Origin of the sequence: Kribbella sp. NPDC048928, from assembly GCF_043197975.1 — a bacterium.
Classification (GTDB): domain Bacteria; phylum Actinomycetota; class Actinomycetes; order Propionibacteriales; family Kribbellaceae; genus Kribbella.
The window spans coordinates 33,997-59,961 of the sequence record NZ_JBICUC010000011.1 but is presented as its reverse complement, the minus strand read 5'-3'; the positions used below and the strand labels follow the sequence as shown (position 1 = coordinate 59,961).

General features: G+C 68.1%; 32 protein-coding genes and 1 pseudogene. 18 read left to right on the top strand and 15 right to left on the bottom strand.

Features of this window, described 5'->3' with window-relative positions; all coding sequences use genetic code 11:
• Positions 1 to 3: 3 nt before the first annotated feature.
• The 3 genes from ACGFI6_RS37015 to ACGFI6_RS37005 are packed head-to-tail and all read left to right on the top strand — an operon-like array spanning position 4 to position 2,253.
• The gene (locus ACGFI6_RS37015) at positions 4 to 921 is read left to right on the top strand and encodes an ATP-binding cassette domain-containing protein (protein ID WP_393127121.1); all 918 of its coding nucleotides are present in this window, start codon (positions 4 to 6) and stop codon (positions 919 to 921) included.
• Positions 918 to 1,679: an ABC transporter permease gene (locus tag ACGFI6_RS37010; protein WP_393127119.1), complete on the top strand. Its 762-nt coding sequence runs from the start codon at positions 918 to 920 to the stop codon at positions 1,677 to 1,679. Before ACGFI6_RS37015 ends, ACGFI6_RS37010 begins: the two co-directional genes overlap by 4 nt.
• Before the next feature lie 13 nt (positions 1,680 to 1,692).
• Positions 1,693 to 2,253, top strand: a complete 561-nt coding sequence (locus ACGFI6_RS37005) for a hypothetical protein (RefSeq protein ID WP_393127117.1) — start codon at positions 1,693 to 1,695, stop codon at positions 2,251 to 2,253.
• A gap of 43 nt (positions 2,254 to 2,296) precedes the next feature.
• Here the strand turns inward: ACGFI6_RS37005 and ACGFI6_RS37000 are convergent, their stop codons facing one another.
• The 5 genes from ACGFI6_RS37000 to ACGFI6_RS36980 all read right to left on the bottom strand — a co-directional run bounded on the left by ACGFI6_RS37000 (position 2,297) and on the right by ACGFI6_RS36980 (position 7,185).
• On the bottom strand, positions 2,297 to 3,460 hold the full coding sequence (locus ACGFI6_RS37000) for an ABC transporter permease (RefSeq protein WP_393127115.1): 1,164 nt from the start codon (positions 3,458 to 3,460) through the stop codon (positions 2,297 to 2,299).
• Entirely contained in the window at positions 3,457 to 4,350 is an 894-nt protein-coding gene (locus tag ACGFI6_RS36995; RefSeq protein WP_393127113.1) for an ABC transporter ATP-binding protein, read from the bottom strand. Before ACGFI6_RS36995 ends, ACGFI6_RS37000 begins: the two co-directional genes overlap by 4 nt.
• Before the next feature lie 275 nt (positions 4,351 to 4,625).
• Entirely contained in the window at positions 4,626 to 5,546 is a 921-nt protein-coding gene (locus tag ACGFI6_RS36990; RefSeq protein ID WP_393127111.1) for a universal stress protein, read from the bottom strand.
• Between the two features lie 190 nt (positions 5,547 to 5,736).
• Positions 5,737 to 6,219, bottom strand: coding sequence for a pyridoxamine 5'-phosphate oxidase family protein (locus ACGFI6_RS36985; RefSeq protein ID WP_393127109.1), 483 nt, complete (start codon positions 6,217 to 6,219; stop codon positions 5,737 to 5,739).
• A gap of 759 nt (positions 6,220 to 6,978) precedes the next feature.
• Positions 6,979 to 7,185 (bottom strand): cation-transporting P-type ATPase, encoded by a 207-nt coding sequence (locus tag ACGFI6_RS36980; protein ID WP_393127551.1) that lies wholly within the window; start codon positions 7,183 to 7,185, stop codon positions 6,979 to 6,981.
• A gap of 79 nt (positions 7,186 to 7,264) precedes the next feature.
• Between ACGFI6_RS36980 and ACGFI6_RS36975 the strand changes: the two genes are divergently transcribed.
• Genes ACGFI6_RS36975 through ACGFI6_RS36960 form a run of 4 tightly spaced genes read left to right on the top strand, consistent with a single transcriptional unit; the run spans position 7,265 to position 9,760 of the window.
• Positions 7,265 to 7,957: a helix-turn-helix domain-containing protein gene (locus ACGFI6_RS36975; RefSeq protein ID WP_393127107.1), complete on the top strand. Its 693-nt coding sequence runs from the start codon at positions 7,265 to 7,267 to the stop codon at positions 7,955 to 7,957.
• Positions 7,954 to 8,619, top strand: coding sequence for an arsenate reductase ArsC (locus ACGFI6_RS36970; RefSeq protein ID WP_393127106.1), 666 nt, complete (start codon positions 7,954 to 7,956; stop codon positions 8,617 to 8,619). The genes ACGFI6_RS36975 and ACGFI6_RS36970 overlap by 4 nt, the downstream gene beginning before the upstream one ends.
• Positions 8,616 to 9,362 (top strand): aquaporin, encoded by a 747-nt coding sequence (locus ACGFI6_RS36965; RefSeq protein WP_393127104.1) that lies wholly within the window; start codon positions 8,616 to 8,618, stop codon positions 9,360 to 9,362. Before ACGFI6_RS36970 ends, ACGFI6_RS36965 begins: the two co-directional genes overlap by 4 nt.
• Positions 9,353 to 9,760, top strand: coding sequence for an arsenate reductase ArsC (locus ACGFI6_RS36960; RefSeq protein WP_393127550.1), 408 nt, complete (start codon positions 9,353 to 9,355; stop codon positions 9,758 to 9,760). Before ACGFI6_RS36965 ends, ACGFI6_RS36960 begins: the two co-directional genes overlap by 10 nt.
• A gap of 66 nt (positions 9,761 to 9,826) precedes the next feature.
• Here ACGFI6_RS36960 and ACGFI6_RS36955 read toward each other — a convergent pair whose 3' ends face one another.
• The 3 genes from ACGFI6_RS36955 to ACGFI6_RS36945 form a co-directional block, all read right to left on the bottom strand.
• A complete protein-coding gene (locus tag ACGFI6_RS36955) occupies positions 9,827 to 10,423 on the bottom strand; it encodes a hypothetical protein (protein WP_393127102.1) in 597 nt (198 codons plus the stop codon).
• A gap of 210 nt (positions 10,424 to 10,633) precedes the next feature.
• Positions 10,634 to 11,437 (bottom strand): ABC transporter permease, encoded by an 804-nt coding sequence (locus ACGFI6_RS36950; RefSeq protein WP_393127100.1) that lies wholly within the window; start codon positions 11,435 to 11,437, stop codon positions 10,634 to 10,636.
• Positions 11,434 to 12,327, bottom strand: a complete 894-nt coding sequence (locus ACGFI6_RS36945) for an ABC transporter ATP-binding protein (RefSeq protein WP_393127098.1) — start codon at positions 12,325 to 12,327, stop codon at positions 11,434 to 11,436. Before ACGFI6_RS36945 ends, ACGFI6_RS36950 begins: the two co-directional genes overlap by 4 nt.
• A gap of 239 nt (positions 12,328 to 12,566) precedes the next feature.
• Here ACGFI6_RS36945 and ACGFI6_RS36940 point away from each other — a divergent pair, with 239 nt between their 5' ends.
• Positions 12,567 to 12,881, top strand: a complete 315-nt coding sequence (locus tag ACGFI6_RS36940; protein ID WP_393127096.1) for a hypothetical protein — start codon at positions 12,567 to 12,569, stop codon at positions 12,879 to 12,881.
• Positions 12,868 to 13,350 carry a hypothetical protein gene (locus ACGFI6_RS36935; RefSeq protein WP_393127094.1) on the top strand — a complete coding sequence of 161 codons (483 nt, stop codon included), beginning with the start codon at positions 12,868 to 12,870 and terminating at the stop codon, positions 13,348 to 13,350. The genes ACGFI6_RS36940 and ACGFI6_RS36935 overlap by 14 nt, the downstream gene beginning before the upstream one ends.
• A 16-nt stretch (positions 13,351 to 13,366) precedes the next feature.
• On the opposite strand, the gene ACGFI6_RS36930 is transcribed toward ACGFI6_RS36935, so the two are convergent.
• Positions 13,367 to 14,062 carry a CBS domain-containing protein gene (locus ACGFI6_RS36930; protein ID WP_393127092.1) on the bottom strand — a complete coding sequence of 232 codons (696 nt, stop codon included), beginning with the start codon at positions 14,060 to 14,062 and terminating at the stop codon, positions 13,367 to 13,369.
• Between the two features lie 162 nt (positions 14,063 to 14,224).
• On the opposite strand from ACGFI6_RS36930, the gene ACGFI6_RS36925 reads away from it, so the two are divergent.
• The 3 genes and pseudogenes from ACGFI6_RS36925 to ACGFI6_RS36915 all read left to right on the top strand — a co-directional run.
• Positions 14,225 to 14,578, top strand: a complete 354-nt coding sequence (locus ACGFI6_RS36925; RefSeq protein ID WP_393127090.1) for a hypothetical protein — start codon at positions 14,225 to 14,227, stop codon at positions 14,576 to 14,578.
• Positions 14,575 to 15,942: an MBL fold metallo-hydrolase RNA specificity domain-containing protein gene (locus ACGFI6_RS36920; protein WP_393127088.1), complete on the top strand. Its 1,368-nt coding sequence runs from the start codon at positions 14,575 to 14,577 to the stop codon at positions 15,940 to 15,942. Before ACGFI6_RS36925 ends, ACGFI6_RS36920 begins: the two co-directional genes overlap by 4 nt.
• 41 nt (positions 15,943 to 15,983) lie before the next feature.
• Positions 15,984 to 16,148: pseudogene (locus ACGFI6_RS36915) on the top strand (universal stress protein); the annotation flags it as partial.
• 65 nt (positions 16,149 to 16,213) lie between these two features.
• On the opposite strand, the gene ACGFI6_RS36910 reads toward ACGFI6_RS36915, so the two are convergent.
• The 4 genes from ACGFI6_RS36910 to ACGFI6_RS36895 form a co-directional block, all read right to left on the bottom strand.
• Positions 16,214 to 17,155 carry a site-2 protease family protein gene (locus ACGFI6_RS36910; protein WP_393127086.1) on the bottom strand — a complete coding sequence of 314 codons (942 nt, stop codon included), beginning with the start codon at positions 17,153 to 17,155 and terminating at the stop codon, positions 16,214 to 16,216.
• 30 nt (positions 17,156 to 17,185) lie between these two features.
• The gene (locus ACGFI6_RS36905; protein ID WP_393127084.1) at positions 17,186 to 17,317 is read right to left on the bottom strand and encodes a hypothetical protein; all 132 of its coding nucleotides are present in this window, start codon (positions 17,315 to 17,317) and stop codon (positions 17,186 to 17,188) included.
• Positions 17,318 to 17,550: 233 nt separating this feature from the next.
• A complete protein-coding gene (locus tag ACGFI6_RS36900) occupies positions 17,551 to 17,721 on the bottom strand; it encodes a hypothetical protein (protein ID WP_393127082.1) in 171 nt (56 codons plus the stop codon).
• Between the two features lie 175 nt (positions 17,722 to 17,896).
• On the bottom strand, positions 17,897 to 18,463 hold the full coding sequence (locus ACGFI6_RS36895; protein ID WP_393127080.1) for a hypothetical protein: 567 nt from the start codon (positions 18,461 to 18,463) through the stop codon (positions 17,897 to 17,899).
• A 220-nt stretch (positions 18,464 to 18,683) separates the two neighbouring features.
• On the opposite strand from ACGFI6_RS36895, the gene ACGFI6_RS36890 reads away from it, so the two are divergent.
• From ACGFI6_RS36890 to ACGFI6_RS36870, 5 genes are all read left to right on the top strand, one after another.
• Positions 18,684 to 19,076 (top strand): pyridoxamine 5'-phosphate oxidase family protein, encoded by a 393-nt coding sequence (locus ACGFI6_RS36890; protein WP_393127078.1) that lies wholly within the window; start codon positions 18,684 to 18,686, stop codon positions 19,074 to 19,076.
• Between the two features lie 41 nt (positions 19,077 to 19,117).
• On the top strand, positions 19,118 to 20,863 hold the full coding sequence (locus tag ACGFI6_RS36885; RefSeq protein WP_393127076.1) for a GAF domain-containing protein: 1,746 nt from the start codon (positions 19,118 to 19,120) through the stop codon (positions 20,861 to 20,863).
• 89 nt (positions 20,864 to 20,952) lie between these two features.
• Positions 20,953 to 21,927: an Acg family FMN-binding oxidoreductase gene (locus ACGFI6_RS36880; RefSeq protein WP_393127074.1), complete on the top strand. Its 975-nt coding sequence runs from the start codon at positions 20,953 to 20,955 to the stop codon at positions 21,925 to 21,927.
• Positions 21,924 to 22,049, top strand: a complete 126-nt coding sequence (locus ACGFI6_RS36875; protein ID WP_393127072.1) for a hypothetical protein — start codon at positions 21,924 to 21,926, stop codon at positions 22,047 to 22,049. Before ACGFI6_RS36880 ends, ACGFI6_RS36875 begins: the two co-directional genes overlap by 4 nt.
• A gap of 58 nt (positions 22,050 to 22,107) precedes the next feature.
• On the top strand, positions 22,108 to 22,395 hold the full coding sequence (locus ACGFI6_RS36870) for a hypothetical protein (protein WP_393127549.1): 288 nt from the start codon (positions 22,108 to 22,110) through the stop codon (positions 22,393 to 22,395).
• Here the strand turns inward: ACGFI6_RS36870 and ACGFI6_RS36865 are convergent.
• A complete protein-coding gene (locus tag ACGFI6_RS36865) occupies positions 22,283 to 22,531 on the bottom strand; it encodes an acetate--CoA ligase family protein (RefSeq protein WP_393127548.1) in 249 nt (82 codons plus the stop codon). The genes ACGFI6_RS36870 and ACGFI6_RS36865 overlap by 113 nt on opposite strands.
• On the bottom strand, positions 22,467 to 24,428 hold the full coding sequence (locus tag ACGFI6_RS36860; RefSeq protein WP_393127070.1) for a GNAT family N-acetyltransferase: 1,962 nt from the start codon (positions 24,426 to 24,428) through the stop codon (positions 22,467 to 22,469). The genes ACGFI6_RS36865 and ACGFI6_RS36860 overlap by 65 nt, the downstream gene beginning before the upstream one ends.
• Positions 24,429 to 24,559: 131 nt before the next feature.
• On the opposite strand from ACGFI6_RS36860, the gene ACGFI6_RS36855 reads away from it, so the two are divergent.
• Entirely contained in the window at positions 24,560 to 25,957 is a 1,398-nt protein-coding gene (locus tag ACGFI6_RS36855; protein WP_393127068.1) for a cytochrome ubiquinol oxidase subunit I, read from the top strand.
• Positions 25,958 to 25,965 lie beyond the last annotated feature (8 nt).

The window sequence follows — 25,965 nt, the reverse complement described above, 5'->3', positions numbered from 1 at the left end:
CTGATGGACGCGACCGGCCGGATCGTGGTGTCGGGTCTGACGAAGATGTTCGGGCCTGTACGCGCGGTCCACAACCTCAGTTTCACTGTCGAACCAGGCACGATCAGCGGCTTCCTCGGACCGAACGGCGCCGGCAAGACCACAACGCTGCGATGCCTGCTGGGCCTGGTCACACCGACCGCGGGCACGGCCACGATCGGCGGCCTACGGTACATCGACCTGCCGCACCCGTCGTCGACCGTCGGAGCAGTGCTGGACTCGTCCAGCTTCCACCCCGCCCGATCGGCGAAGGACCACCTGCGAATCCTCTGCGTGGTCAACGGATATCCAGTCGCTCGGGTCGATGCGGTCCTCGGTCTGGTCGGGCTGAGCGCCGTCGCGGACCGGAAGGTGCGCGGCTTCTCCACCGGGATGCGGCAACGGCTCGGCCTGGCCGCGGCGCTCCTCGGCGACCCCGGCGTGCTCATACTGGACGAGCCGGCCAACGGGCTCGATCCCGAGGGCATCGCCTGGTTGCGCGGATTCCTCCGCCGCCTGGCCTCCGAAGGGCGTACGGTCCTGATCTCCAGCCACGTGCTGAGTGAGGTCGAGCAGACCGTCGACGACATCGTCGTGATCGACCAGGGAACGCTCGTCCGCCAGGGCAGCTTGAAAGAGCTCGCCAGCCAGCAGGGCAGCACAGTCGTCGTTCGAGCCCCCGACCTGGACCGGCTCACGGTGGCACTAGGTCTGCTCTCTCCCCGTCCCGATGTGCAGCGACAAGACGATGCCCTGATGGTCAGAGGGCTGGAGCCGGCAGCGATCGGTCACGTTGCCTTCCGCGAAGGGATCGAGCTCCACGAACTAGCGGCCGAGCGCAGCGATCTCGAGGACATCTTCTTCGCCCTCACCGGCGAGTCGAGCGACGGAGGCGGCAGATGACCAGGCTACTCAGGGCAGAGTTCACTAAGCTGTTCACGACGCGGCTCTGGCTGTGGCTGTTGCTCGGCGCGATCGGGATGACCGTCCTGATCATCGGGCTGACGATCGGGCTGTCCGGATCTCCCGGCAACCCCAACCCGCCGCTGACATCCCCGGCAGGACAACGGAATCTGTTCGCCTCGGCGGCAGCCTCGTCGCCGCTGGCCGTCGTACTCGGCATCGTCGCGATGACCGGTGAATACCGGCACGAAACCGTGACGCCGACGTTCCTCGCCACCCCACGACGCGGTCGAGTGGTGATGGCGAAGCTCATCGCGTACGCCGTCGCGGGCCTCGGGTTCGGCTGCGTGAACGTGCTGGCAACGATCGCGCTCGCGCTGCCCTGGCTGTCGGCCAAGCACATCGATATCTCGCTCACCACCATCGGGTTGCCACGGACGCTGATCGGCGTGGTCCTCGGGCTGGCGGTCTACACAGTCCTCGGAGTCGGCATCGGAGCACTGCTCCGCAACCAGGTCGCCGCGATCGTCGGCACGCTGATCTACCTCTTCGTGATCGAAGGACTGGTCGCGGCCTTGCCCCGCATCAGGGACTACTACAAGTACCTGCCGGGCGGAGCGTTCAACGGGCTGGTCAACAACTACCAGGCGAACGTGCAGTACCTCGCCGGTTGGGCGGCGGGTCTGCTGCTGCTCGCGTACGGCGTCGCCTTCGCAACCCTCGGCACCACCCTGGCCGTCCGCCGTGATGTGACCTGAGACGGAGCTCCGCATGAGCGAACAAACCCCACTGCCGAAAATCGCCGCGTTCGCCGCTGTCGCGCGGAGCATCGCCACCACAGCGCGCCTCCTGATGCAACGACGCATCCACCACCGGCAGGAACACCTCGGCAACTACCTCCGGTTCGCCGACGGCACCAAGAGCAGGGTGTACCGCGAGACCGTGGTCGATCGAGCAGCCGTCACGGATCCGTGCGTCTTGGTTGTCGCGTTCCGGCTGTACGGCGTGCACGGCCGAGGCCACGCGTTCTTCCGCTGGGAATCGCTGGTCAACACGCCGCTGTTCGTCGGCTTTCCCGGCTTCGTTTCGAAGCTGTGGCTCGCGAACGACGCCTATGGGGTGTACCGCGGCGTCTACGAATGGGACGGCCCCGACGCCGCGAAGGCGTACGCCCGCGCGCTGTGGCGCGTACTCGAATTGGTGAGCGTGCCGGGCTCGATCCGGTATCACGTGGTGCCCAGCCTGCATCGCGACCAATTGCTCGCCGACCCGCCCACGCTTCCAGCCGACAACGAGACCTGGTGGCGACCAGTCGCCCGCGCGGCCCGCTGATGTACCCGTGGGGTGCTCGCGGTCCAGATCCCGCCGGTCCGAGTCAGGGCGTGCCGTGCCAGGCCTGACGGATGCGGAGTCGCGTGCCGTGGTGCAGGATCGCCCCTTGGTAGAGACGGGCGCCGACGCGTAGTACGACGGCTGTCGCTGCGACCACCAGTAGCGCCGCCAATACGCCTTGCCAGAGCGGCACGTGCGTGAGAGCGGAGCGCAGTGGCAGGTACATCGGGGCAGTGGGCGGGAAGAACGAGAGCGCTGTGACCCACCACGCGTGTGGGTTGCGGAGTGCGACGAAGCCGCCCAGGTACGCGAGGGTCAGGAGAGCTGTCAGCGGTGCAGCGGCGGCTTGTGCGTCCTCGATGCGGGAGGCCAGCGAGCCCAAGGCGCCGTACAGGACGCTGTAGAAGCTGTAACCGAGGACGAACCAGAGTACGTCGCTCGCGATCTGCGGCAGCGTGCCGCTGGACAGATGCGGCGGCTTCACGATCTGCAGCGTGACGGCACCGACGACTGCCAGTGCCGCGAACTGCGCGACGCCCAGCAGGCCGATGCCGATGATCTTGCCGGCGAGCAACTGGACCGGTCGTACGCGGGCCAGGAGTACTTCGACGACCCGGCTGGACTTCTCCGCGACCACGCCAGTGAGCACATAGCTGCCATAGATGTTCAAGGCAACGAACAGCAGGATCACCCCGGCCAGAGCGACGATCAGCCGGCTGGTGTCGTCCGGGTTCGGATCGAGCACGGTGACCGTCGGCTCGACCGGGGCCAGCAGCCCAGCGGCCTCGGCTGGCGTGAGGTCCAGCGCATCGGCGCGCCGCACGACCACGTAACGGCTCACCGCCGCCTCGATCACCGGGGCGAGCGTGGCATCGGCGCCGCCTTTCCAGATGACCTCGACGTCGTCCGACGATGCAACGATGGCCACATCCGCCGAACCGGACGTGACTTGAGCGGTTGCTGCCGCACGGTTGCCGACGGTCCGGACAGTGAGGCCGCTCGCTGCCAGGGCGGTCGTCAGCGACGGAGCTCCCGCCACCGCGACCGTGGGCGGGTGCTGACGTTGCGCGACCCGGACCGGGATCACGATGACGAGTACGACGGCGAGCAGCATCACTACGGCGGAGATGCGGAACGCCGTACTGCGAACGCGGGTCCGCAACTCGCGACTCGCGACGATCCAGACGGTCCGGAACTCGTGCTTCATCGTCCGACCGCCTCCCGGAAGAGTTCCTCCAGGGACGGCGGCTGGTAGTCGAACCGCAGCACGGGCCCCGCCGTACGCGCCGCGTGCAAAACCCGATCGAGGTCACCGCCCGCGTCGAGGCTCAGCCGCACATGCCGGTCCTCGGCCTTTTCGACGGTGACGCCATCCAGAGCAGCGGTCCAGTTGCGCCGTGCAGCCGCCGCGAACACCACCGTGATCCGCCGCCGCGCGGTCGCCCGCTGCAGCTGTTCCAGCTCACCGGCGAGGACGACACGACCATGGTTGATCGTCACGATGTCCTGGCACAGATCCTGTACCAAGTCGAGCTGGTGGCTGGAGAACAGCACCGTCGTACCGTCCGCGGCCAGATCGAGCAGCAGCGCTCCGAACTGGTCGACACCGAGCGGATCGAGACCGGCGAACGGCTCATCGAGCACCAGGATCTCGGGATTGTGCACCAGAGCGACCGCCAGCTGGATCCGTTGCTGGTTACCGTGCGACAGCTCCTCGACCCGACGACCGGACAGGTCACCGGCACCGACCCGGCGCACCACGTCCGCGGTCGCCCGCCCCGCTGCCGCAGGCGCCATCCCCGACAACATCGCGAAGTACCTCACCTGCTCGTCGACGCGCATCGTGGGATAGAGGCCGCGCTCCTCCGGCATGTATCCGAAGTTGCGGCCGCGGTCCTCGCCGAGCGGTCCACCCGACCAGCGGATCGTCCCACCGTCGGGAACCACGAGCCCCAGCAGGCAGCGCATCAGCGTCGTCTTGCCGGCCCCGTTCGGCCCGAGCAGACCGATCAACCGCTTCGGCGCGACGCTGAACGTACAGTCGTCCAGCGCGAGCGTCGCGCCGTACCGTTTGGTCAACCCCTCGATCTCGAGCATGTCGTCAGAAGCGCAGGACGCTGCCGGACGGGGGTGAGCAGATCGAGTGTCATCGGACGGCGTGGGCGCTGTGGGCGCTGGCTCCTGACCTGGGTGCGTTTCATGACCAGCCCCCTCTGCGGCGTGTTGCTCCGGCAGTTCCGAACCGGTTTCCGCCCAGTCTCGCGCACTGGGCGGTGCCGCGAACAGATCCGGAAGACCCGGGCTTCCAGGGCCGAACCTCCCGTCGTACCCGGCCGGCCGTCTCGGCCGCAGATCCGTTCGTCCTCGGCCGCCTACTGCTGACCGAGAGGTGATGCGGTCGTGCGGTGTTCGTGGACGACGGCGACAGGCACCGTGGCGTGATGCAGTACGCCACGGGCGACCGAACCGACGATCAGACCGGGCAGCCGGTGCCGACGGCCGCCGATCACTATGAGTTGCGCGTCGGCCGGCTCGGCGACGTCGAGCAGCGCGACGACAGGGTGTGACTGCCGAAGCGCCTGCCGCACCTCGGCGTCCGGGTACTTGCGACGCCATTGCTCGGCAACCGTGTCCAAGAACTCCTGCGCCGCCTGCTCATATTGATCGCGCATCCCGGCGGCCGTGACCGCGTTCCAGGTGTACGGCGCAGGTACGTCCCACGCGTGCACCATGCACAGCGGAACGCGGTGCATCGTCGCCATCTCGAACGCGAACTCCAGCGCGTCTTCGTTCTGGTCGTGCCCGTCCAGCCCGACGACGACCGGAGCGCCCGCGTGCTTGGCCCGCTGCCAGCCGTTCGGTACGACGATGACCGGGCCCTCGGCGTGAATCGCGACGGACTCCGAGGTCGACCCGATCAGCAGCCGGGTGAAGTCACCGAATCCGCGCCGGCCGACGACCGTCAACTCGGCGGCCGCGCTCAGTTCGGCGAGGCGTTCGTCGGGGGCTCCGACCAGTACGTCGGCGCTGAGGTCCATCGCCGGGTCGAACCCGGCGAGGTACTGCTCGAGCTCGTCGACCAGCCGCCGATCGTGCGGCGGAACGGCCGCGGGCCGGATCAACTGGCCGTCAACTCTGATCGGCGCGACGGCGTCGTACCGCCGTGGCTCGTTCGCGACATGCACTGCCCGCAACGGCAGCCGACGCAGTTCTGCTTCGTGCAGCGCCCAATCCAACGCTCCGGACCGGCGCCACGCCGCATCCACCCCGACAACGATCTTGTCCGGCGTCACGATCAGCTCCCACTCTCGGATCTCCAGGAGACGATCGGCACCGAGGCACCGCCGTCCTCAGCGCCACGAGCCGAGTCGTCCCCTGTTCACTCAGAACATCGCAGGTGGGTGCCACAATTACAGGGACCACCGCCTCCGGCAGAAACGCGAAACAGACCTGGCGCCCACCCCACGATCCCGGTACACACGGTCAAGGCACCGCGACGCGGGCGCGGGACGCGCTCGGATTGCGCATCCGCCGAAGGGACGTACCGATGCCGTAGGTGAGGAAGTGACCCTCCGGGAAGATCTCCACGATCCGGCAGTTGGCCAGCCGCTCGGACGGTACCAACGTGGCGAGCTCGGTCGACAGCGCGTCGAGGGCGGGCGCACCGACAGGATGCACCACCGCTCGCGCGTGGAAGCTGATGGTCGCCGGCGGAATCGGCACGATCAACGAGAGCAGCCCACCGCGCCGCACCAGGACCGTCACCGCGACCTGATCGGTCGCCGGGATGTGCAGCGCCTTCCAGCTGTCCGGGGCGACGGCGACGTACAACTGCCTTGGGCCGGCCGCGTACACGACGCCGCTCGATCGCGGCTCGCCGGTCGGGGTGACATAGCTCAGTACGGCGAAAGACCGGTCGGCGATCGCCCGCCAGACCTGTTCGCCCGTCAGCCTCGGACCGTGCACACCATCTGTACTCCGGTCGGTCGTCACCACAGCCGTCAGCCGCTCTTGACGACGTGCCGGCTGATTGGCGAGCGGCTCGGGTAGGGCCGTGCTCGTAGACGCTGATCTCGACGATGCTGCCGTCGGCATCGCGGATCACATGCCGGAACCCGTTCCAGCGGGCGACCTCGACGCCGATCGCGATCATGCGCTCCCGGCTCTCACCGGATGCGAACGGCGTCGCGCACTCGCCGCGCCGCGTGTGCCACTGGCCGTCGCGGAAATAGGTCTCGATATCAGCCTCGAGCTCCCTGTCCGTCGTCATCGGAAGCCTCCTTCCTCGATGCCCAGAGTCAAACAGGCTACGTACGGCGCGGGCAGGGCCGAAAGTCCCTTCCGCGGCCGCCCCCGACCTGACAACGTCATCGCCCGCTCCCTGGCGATCATCGGGACCGGCCATGACCTCGATCGCCAGCCGTACGGCGGAACATGACAACAACCGGCCAGCCAAGGGCAACTGGACGACCCGGCTGCGCACGCGGCTCGGCCGTACGGTCCCGCCCGGCCAGCTGCTGCCGGACCGCCAGCCCGCGTACGTGAACTCCTGGATCTACGTGTTCGGAGCCCTGACCCTGGCGGCTCTGCTCGTCGTACTCGTCTCCGGCGCGGCCCTGTCGCTGGGCGGTCCGGCCTGGTGGCACGCGTCGGCGACCGGTCACTTCGTGAACTCGCTGCACCTTGTGGAGCGTCGAGCTGTTCTTCGCGTTCATGGTGATCCACCTATGGTCCAGCATGATGCTCATTGCGTGTCACGCGCGGCGGGAGCCCTTGGCGATGGTGTCGACGAGGAGCAGGACGATGGCGGCGGCCCCGGCGTTCAGCCAGCCCTGGCGGCGCCGGGAGCTCGTTCAGCCCATCGGCCGCGAGTCGTCGTACCGCATCCGCCGACGAAAGGCCGCGAGTACCCGATGTCTGCACACCGGACATCACCACCCCCCACGAGGGTCCCGGGCGAGCAAGTTCCTCAGGCTTGACTTCGACAAATGCCTCAATAATTATTGAGGCAATGAACACTGAGCGATTCACCTTGGCGGAGCGAGCCCGGATTCATGCGGCGCTCGGCGACGCGGCACGGCTGGTGATCGTGGACACGCTGGTTGCCGGCGATGCTGCGCCTGGTGAACTCGGTGCGGCGCTGGACATGCCGACGAACCTGATCGCCCATCACCTCAAAGTGCTCGAAGACGCCGGACTCGTTGTCCGCACGCGATCCGAGGGCGACGGCCGCCGCACCTATGTCCGGCTCGAACCTGAAGCGCTGGCCGCGGTCGCCTCACCAGCGCTGCTCACAGCGAAACGGATCCTGTTCGTGTGCACCCAGAACTCCGCACGGTCCCAGCTCGCCGCGGCGATCTGGGCCCGCCGCAGCCACGTCCCCGCCGTCTCTGCCGGTACCGAACCCGCCGAGCGCGTTCACCCGCGGGCGCTGAAGGTCGCCCGCCGCCACGATCTCGACCCGTCCGGCTGGCGCACCGCAGACCTGAAGAACGTCGTACGCCGCGACGATCTGCTGATCGCGGTCTGCGACAACGCCCACGAACACCTGCCCACCGAACAGCGGCCCCGATTGCACTGGTCGATCCCCGACCCTGCTCCGATCGACACCGACGCGGCCTTCGAAGCCGCCTACACCGAAATCGCCGACCGCATCGACCGGCTGGCACAGGCCCTTACCGACACCACCGGGAGCAAGCGATGACCGAACTTACGTGGTCACGTCGCGAAGACCTGTCCATTGACCAATACGTCGCACTGCGTACCGCCGCCGCACGACTGACCGACGAGTTCTCCGGCATCTACGGCCCGGAAACGATCGAACGGATCCTACACTCCAGCTACGACCAGTTCGCGACTGGCAGCACCGTCCCCAACTTCCTGCCCCTGCTGGCCGAGCGTTTCGCCCGGCAGCGCCTCAATGCGCTCGCTCGTGTCGAAGGCCACCACGACGACGGCAAACCGGTGGCGCTGTTCCTGTGCGTCCACAACGCCGGCCGATCCCAGATGGCACTGGGGTTCTTCCAGCAGCTCGCCGGTGACAACGCCGTCGCCTGGTCCGGTGGCTCCGAACCCGGCATCGAGGTCAACCCGTCCGCCATCGCCGCGATGGCCGAACGCGGCATCGACATCTCCGCCGAGTTCCCCAGGCCCTGGACCGATGAGATCGTCAGGGCCGCCGACGTGGTCGTCACCATGGGCTGCGGGGACGCGTGCCCGATCTTCCCCGGGACCCGGTACGAGAACTGGGACCTGGACGATCCTGACGGCCTCGACGTGGCCGCCGTACGCCCGATCCGCGACGAGATCGAACGCCGCGTGCGCTTGCTGCTGGACGAGCTCGCCGTACCGGTGAGCCGCGGATGAGCCACGCACAACCGGTATGGCGCAAGGCGCTCGCCGAAGGACTCGGCACCGGCCTGCTCGTAACCGTCGTGGTCGGCTCCGGAATCGCCGCCGCCAAACTCTCACCCAGTGATGTCGGGCTGCAACTGCTGGAGAACTCGTTCGCGACCGCACTCGGGCTCGCCGTGCTGATCCTGACGTTCGGCCCGATCTCCGGTGCCCACTTCAACCCCGTCGTGTCCGCGGTCGACTGGTGGCTCGGCCGACGTACCGGCACCGGTCTCACCGCACAGGATGTCAGCGCGTACATCCCCGCGCAGATCGTCGGCGGCATCGGCGGGGCGATCCTGGCCAACCTGATGTACGGCGAAGCCGCCGTGTCCTGGTCGGCCACCCATCGATCCGCCGGACACCTCTACCTTGGCGAGACCGTCGCCACCGCCGGCCTCATCCTGCTCATCTTCACTCTCGCCGCAACCGGCCGCGCCCAGCTCGCGCCGCTCGCAGTCGGGGCCTATATCGGCGCGGCGTACTGGTTCACCTCGTCGACCTCGTTCGCGAACCCGGCCGTCACCATCGGCCGCGCATTCAGCGACACCTTCGCCGGCATCGCACCCAGCTCGGTCCCCGGCTTCGCCGCCTTCCAGATCATCGGCGCGATCGTCGGCACAGCTCTGGTCGCAATACTCTTCCCGTCCGCCGGAGCAGCGGCCGACGATGTCGTTACACCTCACACCGAAACCACCGCTGGAGCATCCTCGTGAGCAAGCCCAGTGTCCTGTTCGTCTGCATCCACAACGCCGGCCGATCCCAGATGGCCGCAGGCTGGCTACGCCACCTCGCCGGCGACCAAGTCGAGGTACGTTCGGCAGGTTCCGAACCGGCCGACCAGATCAACCCCGTCGCCGTCGAAGCCATGCGCGAGTTCGGCATCGACCTCACCGGCACGACACCACACCTGCTGTCGACCGACGACGTACAAGCCAGCGACGTCGTGATCACCATGGGCTGCGGCGACGCCTGCCCGTTCTACCCCGGCAAACGCTACGAAGACTGGAAACTCACCGACCCCGCCGGCCAGCCCATCGAGGTTGTCCGCCAGGTCCGCGACGAGATCCGCGACCAGGTAGAAAAACTTCTCGCCGATCTGACGATCGTTTGATGCGCCACATCACCATCATTCGGTCCGCAGGAACGTTGCTCACAGGCTGACACGGCTGGACGACTGCTAAGGCTTGTCCAACGGCAGCGCACGGCCGCTCATCTCGGCCCGCCGGATCAGGTTGGAGACAAGTTCTTGGGCCTGACCGAGTGTCTCGTCGAGGATCTTGAGGCCGTGGTCCATCTGACCTGCCTGGAACGACCAGCGGGCGGCGGCCATACCTTGCACCAACGAGTCGTTGATCTCGATCGCCTCACGGTGCAACAGCGCTGCAGCCTCCAGCCGCCGACGCTCCAGCTCGCCCAGGCGCAGCCGGTCAGCCGCACGGCGGAGCAGCAAGCCCAGCACCAGCATCGGCGCAACGCGCGTTGCCCATCCACCGACGGTCAAGTGGACGTCGCGCAGTACGACCCAAAGAACGATGAGCGCGACGGCGGACAGACCGGCTATCCCACCAGCAAGAAGACCGAATGTGATCGCCACCAGAGCGACCGGGAAGATATAGAGCAAGAAATAGTCGTCCCACGGCGTGCCAGCGAACATTGTCAGCAGCAGTACCGCGCCGTACAGCCCTCCGGCCACCGCGAAGGCAACAGCAGGATGCTGCCGGAACCATGCATGATGCGGCGGCCGAATGTGCAAGGACCGGGCAACGTCTGTCATACGCCAAGCAGTAGTCGCGCCCACGGTCCCGCCACAGGGTCAATAGTCCCATGTGTGGTGGGTTCCCCGGCCACGGTCCGACCGGCACGCTCACAGCCGAAACATCCCCTTGACAGCCGGTGAACCCACCCAGCACCTCATCACAAGGGCAGCGGACCAGACAACACCGAACCACGATCCCGACAGCGAGTAGCAGCTGTATGCCGGGCATCACCGGGTCAGGTCACGGTGTGTGAATCGGAGTCCGGCCGCGACGGCTGCGATCAGAGGGATCGAGACAAGAACCAGGAGGTCACCGGCGGGTGCCGTGCCGGCGAGGAGGTCTACTGGGCGGAAGTAGTGGAACGGTGAGGCGTAGCGCAGCGGGCTGATGCCGTCGATGAGCAGGGCGATGAAGTTCAGGAAGAACCAGGCGACGACGATGCCGACCGTGATACCGATCGCCCGGCCGCGCAGGCTCGAGGCCGCCGACACCAATACGCCGAGCATCGCGACGCCGACGAACAGCAGCCACGAGCCGGCGAACGCCCGAAGTACGGACGTCATCGGAAGGCCCGCCACCTGGCCGATCGTCTCCCGTGCGATCAGTACGGCGGCCAGTCCGCCGGCTTCCGCAGCGGTCACGGCAACGATCGAGGCGACCGCCTTCGCAGCCAGGAATCGCAGGCGCCCGACCGGCCGGACGAGCACCAGGTCGATGGTGCCGCGCTCGACCTCGGTGGCCACCGATCCGGCCGCAACCAGCAGCGCCGACGAGGTCAGCAACGCGAGCACGACCGGGTGCGTCATCCCGAGGCTCAACCATCCGTCAGGGTGGAAGAAATCGGCCGAACCACCGAGGAACGCCGTCATCGCCTTGGGCGGCGACTGCAGGAAAGGCACGTTCGGCGCGTCCTTGGTGAACGACGCCGAGGCGAACAGGATCAGGTAGAAGAACACCCCCACACCGAGGGCCAGGGCGCCGATCGCGTGGCGTACCTGGCGGAGCGTCTGGCGGAGTACGACGACACTCATCTGACCTCCCTGTAGATCTCGAAGAACGTCTCGGCGAGATGCTCCGGCTCGCAGACGAACTCCTGTACGGCGAACGTGCCGAGTTGGCGCATCAACGCCTCCATGTCCCCACGGAACTCGAACCGGTGAACCAGGCCGTCGCTCTCCAGCGCCGAGACACCCGCGACGTCGAGCGCACCATCCGCGATCGGAGACTTGAGAACCAGGGTGCAGTGGTGCACGCTTTCGCCAGTCACGTCGGCAGTCGCTCCGGTCGCCACGATCCGGCCGGCCTTGATCACGGCGACCCGCTCCGTCGTCTGCTCCACCTCGGTCAGGATGTGCGAGGAGAGGAAGACAGTTCCGCCCGCTCGTCGATGCTCGTCGAGCAATCCGCCGAACCGTTCCTTCATGACCGGGTCGAGACCCTCGGTCGGCTCGTCGAGCACCAGTACCCGCGGATCATGCTGGAACGCCTGGACAAGACCGATCTTCTGCCGCATACCGCGTGAGTAGACCCTCACCTGCCGATGCAGATCAGCCGCCGACAACTCGAGCCGCTCGCACAGCTCCTTGCGCCGTACGGGCGGACGCCCCTGCAGGTCGCCGAGATACTCGAGGCACTCCAGGCCGGTCAGTTGCGGCCACAGCCCGAACTCCCCCGGCAGGTGACCCACGTCTGCCAGCACCGCCCTGAGATCGCTCGAGATGTCCCGGCCGAGAATGCGAATCGTCCCGGACGTCGGTCGCACCAGCCCGAGCATGCTCCGGATCGTCGTCGTCTTACCGGCACCATTCGGACCGACGTACCCGAACGCCTCACCCTCGGCCACCGAGAACGACACACCGTCGACGGCCGGCGTGGCGCCGTACCGCTTGACCAGCCCAGCCACCTCGATCGCAACACCCACCGCCCGACCTCCCCAGCGTGATCTCCACCTGACGTCATGCTCCGCCGCCGTCCGGCGCATCATCAGAGGCAAAGGTCCTGACGTTGTAACGTGCGACCCTGTTCGATCGATAGAGCCAATGAACGCCGTGCTTCGGCGCGGCTTGTTCGTGGAGTGCCGGGAAGCCTGGTCGGCGACGTACTGCGTCGTCGATCGAAAGAGGAAGACCCGTGCAAGCCTTTCCGCGGTGGGCCTCAGTCATGGGTGTCTTCGCGCTCGTAGCGACGGTGTTTGGTGCTGGCGCCCTTCTGGACATGCGCAACCAGCAGGCTGTCGCGCACGACTTCCTGGAAACCGGTGTCGGAACAGTTGCCGACGGCGTGGAGCTGACAGTCCGGTACGGCAAGGGCGGGAGTTATATCGACACCGTCGAGGTGACGTTCGCCGTAGCTACAGAACGGCACACACGCTACGCAGCGCCGCTGCAATCAGGTGCGGCACGTGTTGGCAAGAGCCGCCGCCCACAGCGCAGCGGCGACGAGGGCAGCGGGTGGGATCGTCGTGGCGACCGGTAAACATAGGCAGGGCGGCACCGACGGGCCCTGGCTCGAGCGCCTCGTCCTGTCGACACCCGTCGGCGAGTGGACGGCACTCCGCCTGATCCTGAGCCTGCTGTGGATCGCCGCGATGGCTGGCCTCTCGGTGTCGTTCGTGTACGACGACCTCGTGCTCAACCACCGGAGCGAGCTCGTGACCGCACTCGTCGTCCGCACCAACTACGACCAGCGAGGGCCCAGCTTCAACGCAGAACTGCAGTCACGCTTTCCCGGCGTACGCGTCCTCGTCGAGGACATCCACCAACGTCCGAAGGTCGGCGATCGAATCGATCTGGAGGTCGATCCACGCAAACCCACGAGAGTGCGCGATCCACAGTCGTGGCGCTGGAACCCGCTCGATGTCGCTCTCATCGCCCTTGCCCCCGTCGGCGCGATGATCGCTTGGGCCCGCCTCAACCACACGCTCCGCAAGCGTCGGCACAGGTGACGTCGGGCACTCGGTTTCAGGTGCGGCGGCGCACTTCCGGGGAAGGCAGCGGGTGCGGTGTTGCCGCGATGTCGTCGTACACCCACGTCAAGCGGTTGTCGACGGCAACGACACCGTCCACCTCTTGCGTCAACTTGCCGGCAACATCCGCGGTACTGCGGTTGTCGACCTCGCCGGACAACGTGACGACACCATCATGTACTTCGATCTCGATCGCGAACGGATCGTCCCAGAGCGCGTGGACGACGACGTCGCGGCGAATCCGCTGCAGGATGCGGTCGTCCGGTTCCAGGAACGCTCTCAGCAGGTCCGACCTGGTGACGATCCCGGCCAGTGCGTCGTTGTCGTCGGTGGTGACGACCAGCCGGGTGATCCCGCGGGTCGCCATCAGCCGGGCCGCCTCGGGGATCGTCGCGGTCTGCGGGATCGTGATCGCGGGATGCGACATCGCGTCGCCGGCGCTCACCGCCGCCGCCCTGGTCCGGACCGTCCGCCGCGCCAGCCTCGGCGGGCGCCGGCGCCGGAACTCTTCCTTCCGGATCAGATCCGTTTCCGAGACCACCCCACCGATACCGCCGAACCGGTTCACGACCGGGACCGCGCTGATGTGATGGGTCGCGAGCAGCGACACCACTTCCTTGTACGGCGTGTCCCCGGTCACCGTGATCACGTCGCGCGTCATCACGTCCGAAACCTTCAGCGGATGCCTCATCTCGGCCCTCCTTCTCACCTCCACCGAACCGCAGCCGAGCTCGGCCGGACAGGGCCTGAGTCCTCGGATCGAAGGACCGAAGGTCCTGTAGGTCGGGACTCTTGCCCGCAGCGCCCCAACGGCTCCCCCGGCGATCCTGAAGGTGAATCGAAGGAGTCAGCCATGACCACTCCGCTGCAGCAGGAGATCGAGCGCTGGGAAGCCCAGCTCGACGACATCGCGGACACCAGCACGTCAGACGACTGGTTCCTCGAGGAACGCCGGCTGGCCGAGGCGCAGCAGACCATCATCGCGTACCGCGGCCGCATCCTGCCGCTGCTCGGCACCCCTGATTGCCGGATCGTCGCCACCGAGATCGAGCATCTCGTCGACCGCCTCGAAGACCTCCGTAACGATCTGTTCCGCACCGTCCACCCGGTGACCTCGCACCAAGAGATCGCCGAGACCCTCGCGGCGCTGCGCGCGCTCACGCAGACGGCGTTGCGCCTCGAGCAAACCCTCGAAGACGTCCAATGAGCACGCTGACCTTCCTCGGCGCAGCCGGGACGGTGACCGGCAGCAAGTTTCTGCTCGAGCACGACCGGCAGCGGATCCTGCTCGACTGCGGCATGTTCCAGGGCGAGGCGCAGTGGCGCCGGCGGAACTGGGAGGAGTTCCCGATCGACCCGGCGACGCTCGACGCCGTTGTGCTCACGCACGCACACCTCGATCACTGCGGCTACCTACCCAGCCTTGTCCGGCAGGGCTTTCACGGCCCGGTGATCTGCACGCCATCTACGGCGGACGTGGCGGCGATCGTGCTTCGCGACGCCGCCCACCTCCAGGTCGAGGACGCACAGCACGCCCGCGCCGGCGGATACTCCCGGCACGATCCGCCCCAGCCCCTGTTCGACTCCGAGGACGCCGAGCTGGCCATCCGGCTCTTCCGCCCCACCGACAGTCGCATCGACCTCGCCGACTCCATCGCGGTCAGGCTCTACCGAGCCGGCCACATCCTCGGCTCCGCGTTCACAGTACTCGACGTCGACGGACGACGGCTCCTGGTCAGCGGTGATCTCGGGCGGCAACAGCATCCGTTGCTTCGCCCGCCAGAGCTTCCACCCGCGGTCGACACAGTCCTCGTCGAGTCGACGTACGGCAACCGCCACCACCAGCCGCTCGACCACGCCGGGCTCGCCCACCTGATCAGCACGACCGCGGCCCGAGGCGGAGTCGTACTGATGCCGGCCTTCGCCATCGACCGTACGGCGGTCCTGCTGCACGAGCTCACCGGTCTGATGCGCGACGGCCTCATCCCCCACCTGCCCGTATACGTCAACAGCCCGATGGCGCTGGCCGCACTCAACGTGTACCGCGCGGCCGTCACCAACAAGTCACCCGAGCTCCGCCCCGAGATCATCGGCGGCCCGGACCCGTTCGACCCCGGCACCCTGCGCCTGGTCCACTCCGTCGAGGAATCGATGCGGATCAGCGACCCCGGCCGCCCGTCGATCGTGATCTCCGCGTCCGGCATGGCCACCGGCGGCCGCGTCCTCTACCACCTCGCACGGCTGCTCCCCGGCAAACGCAACACCGTCATCCTCCCCGGCTTCCAGGTCCCCGGCACCCGCGGCCGCGCGTTGCTCGACGGCGCCCGCGCCGTCAAGATCCACGGCCGCTACGTCCCGGTCCGCGCCCAGATCGTCGGCCTCTCCGAGTTCTCCGCCCACGCCGACGCCGACGAACTGCTTGCCTGGCTCGCTGCCTCTCCTCGGCCACCGGAGACCGTGTACGTCGTTCATGGCGAAGACCACGCCCGTGCCGAACTGGCCGGACGGATCCACACCGAACTCGACTGGACCGCAGTCACCCCGACCCACCTGGAGCGCGTCCGCCTCTGATCACGGCTGGTCGCCGCGCGGGGGCGGCGGTCAGCGAGTTGATGTCTACGCCTTGCCGAGCTGGACCGCGTTGGTCAGTCCGACACGTGGTCGGCATCGACGGATCTGTTGAGGGTCAGGACGCGCTCCGGTTCTGCGCCGAACTCGCGGAGGCGACCGGCGCAGAACTGTTAGGCGTCCACGCGATCGAGGTCCGGCAGACCTACCCGGACCCGATCAGCTGGTTCGACCCCATCCGCCCATGGATCGAGACCGCCGACGATCCTGTCCATCACCACGAGCAGCCGGTTCGGTGCGCCACGTCGTACCCCGTGATCAAGCCGGCCAGGCGGGCACCATCCACGACCAGCGCGACGTCGTCCGGTGCCAGGTGCTGCAATTCTGTCAGCGGAGTTCGCGGGTCGACAACCTGGATCCGCTCGACGGGAGTCTGGATGTCACGCAGCAGTGTGCCGGACCGGAGCTCCAGCGGAACCGCCACGAGACGGGCGAGGCTGACGACTCCGGTCGTCCGGCCGCCAGGGCCGACAACCGGGAACACGAGCTGTTCGGTTCCGGGGGCGACGTCGGTCAGAAAGCGGGAAACGGGCATCGCTGCATCGCCGACCTCGACCACCGGTCGCATGACGGCGCCTGCGACAAACCGCTCACCCCTAGCACGCGCACGAGCCTGCCGGCCCTCGGCGGTCGCCGCGAGCGCGACGACGTACCCGACCGCCATCAGCCAGACGCCGCCTGCATCGCCGGTCACCAGCTGTACGACTCCACCGACCGCGATCAGCCCGCCGACGACCAGACCCGCCACCGACGCGACCGCGGTGGCCCGGTCGGGATCGCCGTACCGATGCCAGAGCCACGCACGCAGCACCCGGCCGCCGTCAAGCGGTACACCGGGCAGGAGGTTGAAGAGACCGAGAGCGACATTCATCACCGCGAACCACAGCGCCGTCGCCTGCAACAGGTCAGGGGCCTCGGTCACCCGCAACAGCAGGCCGCCGGCGCCGGACACCGCGCCGATACAGAGGCTCGTCGCTGGTCCGGCCGCCGCGATCAGGAAGGCCGCCCGCGGCGTCGCCGGATCGCCGTCGAGCACACTCACCCCGCCGAGCATCCACAGTGTGATCCGTTGAACAGGCACCTGGTACCGGCGAGCCGTCAGCGCGTGGGCGAGTTCATGTGCAAGTAGCGAAGCCAGGAAGGCGAGCGCCGCCACAACGCCGGTCAGCCAGTACGCCGCAGTGCTTTAGCCCGGGACGAGCTGGGGCAGCGCGGTCGACGCCAGCGTGTCGCTGACGAGCAACATCATCAGCACCACCGACCAGTGCGCACCGATCGGGATGCCCGCGATCCGTCCGAACCGCAGCGTCGGGTTCATCGGTCAGAACGGCAGGACACGGCCGGACGGCGTCCGGAGATCGAGTCTCGTCGGGCGGCGTGGCCGCTGCGGACGCTGGATCCTCACCTGGGTGCGTTTCATGACCGGCCCCTCTCCGGCAACGCGGCTCCGGCGATTCCGTCGTCCGCTGATGTTCCTCATCCTGACGCCGCGGAGCGGGTCGGAGCCAGGTCCGGAAGACCCCGGATCGCAGGGCCGAACCGCCCGAAGTGTCACGGCCGGCGGCAGTGTTCCGGTGACGGCTGGATGGACGGCGCCGACAGCGTGTCGTCGTGCATCCGCTTGAGCTGGTTCTCGACCCCGACGACACCGTCGTGGACTGCCAGCTCAGGACCGAACGGGTGGTCCCAGAGCGCGTGCACGACGGTCTGCTCGATCGTCACTCCTTGTACGGCGTGTCCTGGGCGACTGTGACGACGTCGCGCGTCACCATGTCGGCCACCCTGCAACGGATGCCTCATCGCTCCTCCAGCACACTCTGTTGTCACCCTCAACCGAACGCCCCGACGTGCAGGTGCTGCACGTTCTGTGGTCTCTCGTTGAACGGTCCGAAGGTCCTCAGATGCGTTCAGACATTCCGGCCTGCCGGATCAGGCCCGACACCAGCTCCTGCGCCTGCACGATCGTGTCCTCGAGCGTCTTCAGGCCCGACTCCGCGCGCCCCGCCTCCAGCGCCCAGCGCGCCGCCGCCATCCCCTGGACGATGGAGTCGTTGATCTCGATCGCCTCGCGGTACAGCAATGCCGCCGACTCCACCCGCCGACGCTCCTCCTCCGCCCGGCGGACCCGCTGCGCAGCGTCCCCGAGCAGAAGTCCGAGCAGTACTTCGGGCAGGCACCGCGCGATCCACCCGACCGGACTCAACGCCGTACCGGTCGCGACCGCCCAGACCACGATGAGCGCGACGGCCAGCAGTCCGGCCGTCAGACCGGCGCGCACGCCGAACGCCACCGCGATCAGCGCCACCGGCAAGGTGAACAGCAGAGTCGTCGCATCGACAGCGTCACCGGCAAAAAGACGCAGTACCAGCACGCCTGCGAAGAGCACACCGGCGACCATCAGGACGAGTCTGGGGTGCTGCCGGAACCAGGGTTCGCGCGGAGATCCGCCGGACAAGACGCTCATCCTCCCAGCGTGCGCCGCCCCGGCCCGTCGGCACAGGGGCCGAAGGTCACCTACCGCGAAGACCATTGCCCGATCGAGATGTCCCACAGGTCGGGGCCTTTTGGCCCTACTCCAGTCCTACGCCTCCCACGACAGTTGAGCAAGAACTCCCGGAAGGCCCTGCCATGACCACGCCACTTCGATTCGGTCACTCGCGGCTGGCGGTTCTGAGTCGCGCCGAGTGTTTGCGCGGCTGCTCGGATCCGTCCCGCTCGGGCGGCTCGTCTACACGAGGGGTGGTCTGCCTGCGGTGCGGCTGGTCAACTTTCTGGTGGATGCCGACACGGTCGTGTTCAGCACCGGGCAGGGCGACAAGTTCCAGGCTGCCGAGCGGGGTGACGTCGTGGCGTTCGAGGCGGACGAGGTGGATGTCGAGCGCCATCTGGAGTGGACGGTCACCGCGATCGGCCACTTGTCGGTGGTTACCCGCGACCAGGCGGCCGAGCTGCGTCGGACGTTGCCGGTGCACTCTTGGCTGCCCATGGATGACCCGCGGCTCGTGCGCGTCAGCGTCGAGTCCGTGCATGGCCGGCGTCTGGTTCCTTGGGGTGAGCGGCCCCGCACAGGCGCCTAGCAAGGGTTCCCATCCCCGGCGGCAGTGCCTAGGCTGGGCGCGTGGCGGGCGATTCGCGTGCGGGGCGAGGGACCTGGGACGAGGGGGCGCTTGAGTACGCCGGTTTGTCCCGGGTACGACTCGATGCGCTATTGCAGGAGCTGCTCGGCCGAGTCCACGAGATCATGGAGTACCAGGACCGCCTCCGGGCACTCCTCGACGCCGTGGTCGGAATCGGCGCGGACCTCGACCTGAACAGCACTCTCGATCGCATCGTCGGCACAGCCTGCGAACTGGCCGATTCCCGGTACGGCGCCCTCGGCGTCGTCGGCCCCGACGGCAAACGACTCGTCCGCTTCATCACCCACGGCGTAAGCGACGACGAGATCGCCGCCATCGGACCGTACCCCGAGGGTCACGGCATCCTTGGATTGCTGATCGAGCACCCCGAACCGATCCGGATGCACGACCTCGCCGAGCACCCGCGCTCGTACGGCTTCCCGTCCAACCACCCGCCGATGAAGAGCTTCCTCGGCGTCCCGATCCGCACCCGCGAACACGTCTACGGCAACCTCTATCTGACCGAGAAGACCGGTGGCGCCGACTTCACCGAGGACGACGAACGCACGGTCACCGCGCTCGCAGCCGCGGCCGGGGTCGTGATCGACAACGCCCGCCTGTACGCCGACACCGAACAACGCCGGCGCTCGCACGAGGTCACCGCCGAGATCACCCAGCTGATGCTGGGCGAATTCGACGCCGACCAGGCACTCCAGCTGATCGCACAGCGCTGCCGTGAGATCTCTCGCGCGCAGGTGTCCGGCGTCCTCATCACCGATGGCGACGAGTTGGTGGTGCGCGCGATCGACGGACCGGCGGACTACGGCAGGTACGTCGGCCGACGGCTCCCGGCAGGCCTCCCCGTCCTGGGCCAGGTGGTGCCCAACGACGGGCAGGTGATCGTGCTCGAGGACCTCGCACAGGTCCTCAAGGACTCCGGCGGCCTGACCGACTTCCCCGAAGGATCGGCCCTCGGCCGGACGACCATCGCCCCGCTACCGGCCGGTGGTGCGGGCACCGGCGGCTTCGTCGTCGTGGCGCTCGAACAGGGCGCGAGCAACCGGGTCACCGAGGGCGCCGACCTGGTCCGGATGTTCGCCGGCCAGGCAACTCTCGCGCTCGAACGCGCCCAGGCACAACGGGATCGCGACGCCCTCGCCGTACTGGAGGACCGCGACCGGATCGCGCGCGACCTCCACGACCTGGTCATCCAGCGGCTGTTCGCGACCGGCCTGCAACTCCAGGGCATGCACCGGCTCGCCCGGCCCGAGCACCAGGACCGGCTCAGCCGGGCGGTCGACGACATCGACACCACGATCCACGACCTGCGGGCTGCGATCTTCGAGCTCCAGCACGGTCCGGAGTCGACGTCGTTACGCGGCGACCTCCAGACGATGGTCTCGGAGTACGCCGAGGCACTCGGCTTCCGGCCGCGGCTCACGTGCACCGGCCCCGTCGACACCGCCGTACCGGCCGAAATCCGGCCACAGCTCCTCGCGGCCGTCAGGGAGTCGCTGTCCAACGTCGTCCGCCACGCCCACGCATCTCAGGCGACGGTCGAGGTGACCGTCGGCTCGGGAGTGGTCGTCACCCGCGTCGCGGACGACGGCGTTGGCATCGGTGCGACCAATCGCAGGAGCGGACTGCGCAATCTCGCCGAGCGGGCCGAGGCTCTCGGCGGCACCCTCAGCATCATCAACAACGACCCGCACGGCACCGTGGTCGAGCTCACCGCTCCAACTGACTAACGGCCTGTCAGGTCGGGACTCTCGACCGCAGCGCTACCCACTGCCTCCGGCGAACCTGAAATCGGAGAACCAGTGGGGAGGAGCCTGCAGTGTCCGATCAGCTGCCGTCGAAGGACGTCGACGTACTGCTTTCGGCCGCCGTCGCCGCGCCGAGCATGCACAACACCCAGCCGTGGCGGTTCGAGGTCGAGGGCCACGTGATCGACGTATACGTGGACGGATCACGCGCGCTGCCCGCCGAGGACCCGACCGGCCGGGCGATGCGGATCGCCGCTGGCGCCGCGACCTTCAACCTACGGTGCGCGGCCGAGAGCCTCGGGTACGGCACCTGGTTCGGACTGGCGCCGTACCCACGCGACGAACCCGACCTGCTCGCCCGGATCGTGATCGAACCGACCGCCGACCAGGACGACGAGCTGCGTGACCTCGCCCGTCAGATCCCGCACCGGCACACCGACCGCAAGCCGTCGGACGATGTACCGCTGGCCGAGGAAGCTCGCGTCGAACTGATGCAGGCCGCGTACGCCGAAGGCGCCGGGCTCACGTGGCTCGGCGAGGACGAGGTCCGCACGGTGCTGGACCTGATCCTCGACACCGACCTGCGCGAGATCCACGACTGGCACCGCAGTGCCGAACGTTCCCACTGGGTCGGCGGCGAACGCACCGCCGACGGCATACCGAGCTCGGCACTCGGCCCACGGTCGGCGACCTACCCGTCCGCCGTCCGCGACATGGCCACGCGGCCCACGGACCGGGTGCGCCAGAAGACGACCTTCGAGACGGCCCCGGACATCGCCGTACTGTCCACCGACTTCGACGCGCCCACCGACCAGGTCGCCGCCGGCGCCGCGCTCGAACGCGTGCTGCTCACCGCGACCCGCGCCGGCATCAGCGCATCCTTCCTCAACCAGCCGCTCGAGTACGACGACCTGCGCCGCAAAGTGCAGGCCCTGACCGGCCGGCCGGGCCACGCCCACATGATCATCCGCTTCAGTCACCACCGGCCGCACACCGGTACCGCCCGGAGGCCGATCGCGGACTTCCTCCCAAAGGAGCCGACATGACCACATTGCACCAGGAGATCGACCGCTGGGAGGCCGACCTCGAGAACATCGCCGAGACCGTCGCGGCTCTGCGGGCACTCACCAAGGTGGCCGTCCGCTTCGAGCGAGCCGCCGCGCAATGACCACGCCCAGCTGGCCCATGTGATCACCGCGACGACCGCCCGCGGTGGCGTCGTACTGATGCCGGCCTTGCCGTCGATCGTCATCTCGGCCTCCGGTATGGCGACCGGCGGCCGAGTGCTGCACCACCTCGCCAGGCTGCTGCCCGGCAAGCGCAACACCGTGATCCTGCCCGGCTTCCAGGTCCCCGGCACGCGCGGTGGCCCCGAGGTACCTGGAGCGCGTCCGGCCCTGATCAATCGCCCCGCATCCGCCTGGCGTACCAGTCCGGCTCGGGGGCCGCCGGGGCCAGACGGATTCGTACGTCGACGGCGAAGGTGCCGGCCGGGCCGGCGAGCAGGGGGTTGATGTCGGTCTTGTGCAGCACGCCCGGGGCCGCAGTCTTCAGCGCCACCGGATAGCCGGCATTCTCCGCGGCCTTAATCGCCTCCGACCGGTTCAGCGCCGTCACGACCGGGATCACCGGAACGCCGGCGCATTGCAGCAGCAGGCATGCCCGTCGCGGATCCAGCCAGCCGCCTTCGGCTTCGTGCTCGAGGAATCGCTGCACCACGGCACGTGCACCGGACGCATCGACGCGCGCCAGCTCTGGTACGTCGCCCTGCGGCCGCGACCGCCACTCGGCGTACCGCACCGCGTGAGCGAGCGCCCGGACCGCGCTTTCTGGGAACGGGAAGACCGGCAGCCGCCGCCCGTCGGCCAGCGCGATCTCCGGACCGGCGTGTGCCGAGCCGACGCAGTTGACCACGATCGGGAGCTCGGCCAGCGAAGCGGCGGCTGCGATCGTGTCGTAGATGTCCTCCACCCGTCCGGCCCTGGTCACCGCGTAGTTGACCACGACGCTGGCGATCTCGCCGCTGTCCACGATCACCTTCAGCGCCCGCGCCGCCTGCGTTCCCGACGACCGCGACCCGTCGCCCGCGCGGCAACGGCGGAATCGCCAGCACCCGGGCTGTCTCGACAAGTTCCTCGACGGTCTCCATCCGCAGTACGCCGGACTGCGCAAACAGCGCGTCCACCGCCGTCTCAGGCGTCGCCGCGGCCGCCGTGTGCGACAGCCCGGCCCGCCGGCCACCGGCCGAGCGGCCGCCCTTCACGATCAGGATCGGCTTCGTCCGGCCGATCATCCGCGCCAGTCCGCCGAACTTGCGCGGGTTCCCGAACGACTCCAGGTACAGACCGATCACGGCCGTTCGTTGGTCGCCCCACCAGTGCAGCAGGACATCGTTGCCGCTGACATCGACCTTGTTGCCCAGCGAGACGAACTCGGATATGCCCAGGCCGGTCCGTCCGGCGTGCTCGAGTACGGCGATTCCGACGGCGCCGGACTGTGCCGCGATGGCCAGCGCTCCGGGCGTCGGCGCCACCTCGGCGAAGGTCGCGTTCAGGCTGACCTCCGGAGCCGTGTTCACCAGCCCCAGGCAGTTCGGCCCGACCAGCCGGATGCTGTGCCGCCGGGCGACCGCGAGCATCTGCCGCTGCAACTCACGGCCGGTCGCGCCCAGCTCGGAGAACCCGGACGTCAGCACGACCGCTCCGCCGACGCCCGCAGCGCCGCACTCGGTCAGTACATCGGCCACCTGTTCGGCCGGTACCGCGATGACCGCGAGGTCGACGGTCCTCGGCACGGCCTCGATCGACGGGTACGCCGGCACCTCCGCGATCTGCGCCGCATGCGGATTCACGGCGTACACCGACCCGGTAAATCCGCCGTTGACAATGTTCCGCAGTACCTCGTGGCCGATGCCACCAAGTCTGCGGCCGGCGCCGATGACCGCGACCGTCCCCGGGGAGAACATCCGCTGCAGCGAACGGTTCTCGGCCGCGCGTTCCCGGCCGGCCATCCGCTCCAGGGTCAACGGGTGGTACGCCGTGTCCAGCACCAGCTCCACCACGCCGCTCTGCAGCTTCCGGACCTGCTCGAACCCGGAGTCGACCAGTACGCGCAACATCTTGGCGTTCTCGCCCAGCGTGTCCGCGCGCAACCGCTCGATACCGTTCTCCCGGGCCGTCGCCACCAACTGCTCGAGCAACAGCGCCCCGATCCCGCGACCGTGCACCGAGTCCTGCAGCAGGAAGGCCATCTCGGCCTCACCGGACCGCAGTACCTCGTAGCTCGCGACCCCCACCGGCTCGTCGCCGTACTCCGCAACCAAGGCCACGTGCCCGTCCCGCGCGGTCGTCAGATGGTGCGTGAACTCCTCGGCCATCGACCGGTTGATCCCGAAGAACCGCATGTACATCGAGTCGTCCGAGACCCGGTCGTTCATCGCCTCCAGAGCGGACTCGTCGTCGGCCCGCACCGGACGGATCCGGACCACCGACCCGTCCGACGCCAGCACGTCCCACCCCGCAGTGGGCACTGCTTCGGTTGCCGTCATGACCTCCTGCCTCTCCTCGACACCCCACCAGCCCACCGCGCGCCGGCCCCGCCCGGCCAGTGCCGTTGGTCCCCTGGCCCGGGACCTTTGCCTCTACGACGGCACCGCCGTACGCCGCGACGCTGAGCAGCATGGATGCGATCGACCTGGCACGGTGGCAGTTCGGTATCACCACCGTCTACCACTTCTTGTTCGTGCCGATCACCATCGGCCTGTCGGCCCTCGTGGCCGGCCTACACACGGCCTGGTACCGGACGGGCAAGCTCAAGTACCGGCAGCTCACCCAGTTCTGGGGCAAGCTGTTCCTGATCAACTTCGCCATCGGCGTGGTGACCGGCATCGTCCAGGAGTTCCAGTTCGGGATGAACTGGAGCGCCTACTCGAAGTTCGTCGGCGACATCTTCGGCGCCCCGCTGGCGATCGAGGGGCTGCTCGCCTTCTTCCTCGAGTCCACCTTCCTCGGGCTCTGGATCTTCGGCTGGGACCGGCTCCCGAAGCGGGTGCACCTGGCGAGCATCTGGCTCGTTGCCATCGGCACCCAGTTGTCGGCGTACTTCATCCTGGCCGCGAACTCCTGGATGCAGTGGCCGGTCGGCTACACCTACAACAAAGCCACCGGCCGGGCCGAGCTGCACGACTTCGGTGCGGTGCTGACCAACAAGGTCGCGCTCGCGACGTTCCCGCACACCATCTCGGCATCTTTCCTCACCGGCGGCGCGTTCATGCTGGGCATCGCGCTCTGGCACCTGTTGCGCGGCGGGAAGGAGCGGGTCGAGCTCTTCCGCCCGGCGGTCAAGCTCGGCGCGATCACCGTCCTGGTCGCCGCCGCGGCGGTCTTCGTGACCGGTGACATCCAGGGCAAGATCATGACCGAGACGCAGCCGATGAAGATGGCGGCCGCGGAAGCGCTGTACGAGACCTCCGAACCGGCCGGCTTCTCACTGCTGACCATCGGCTCGCTCGACGGCCAGCGCGAAGTCTGGTCGCTGACCGTCCCGCACGGCCTGTCGTTCCTCGCGACCGGCACCTGGAACGGCAAGGTGCAAGGGATCAACGACCTCCAGCAGGCCTACGAGCAACGCTTCGGCCCGGGCAGCTACAAACCCAACATCCCGGTGACGTACTGGACCTTCCGGTTGATGATCCTGTTCGGCGTCCTCGCCGCACTCATCGCTCTACTCGCCTTGTGGCACCTGCGGCGGCAAGGCCGATCGCCGTCCAAATGGCTCGTCCACGCCGCGATCGCACTCCCGCTGCTGCCACTGATCGCGAACAGCTTCGGCTGGATCTTCACCGAGATGGGACGCCAGCCCTGGATCGTGTTCGGCCTGATGCAGACCCGCGACGGCGTCTCACCCACCGTCGGCGCCGGATCGGTCCTCACCTCGATGATCACGTTCACCGTCCTGTACGGCGTACTCGCGGTGATCGAGGTACTGCTGCTGCTCCGCTTCGCCCGGACAGTACCGGCCGTACCCACCGAACCTACGGCCGGCGCCACCGAACCCGACGTCGCCTTCCTGTACTGAGGAGACCA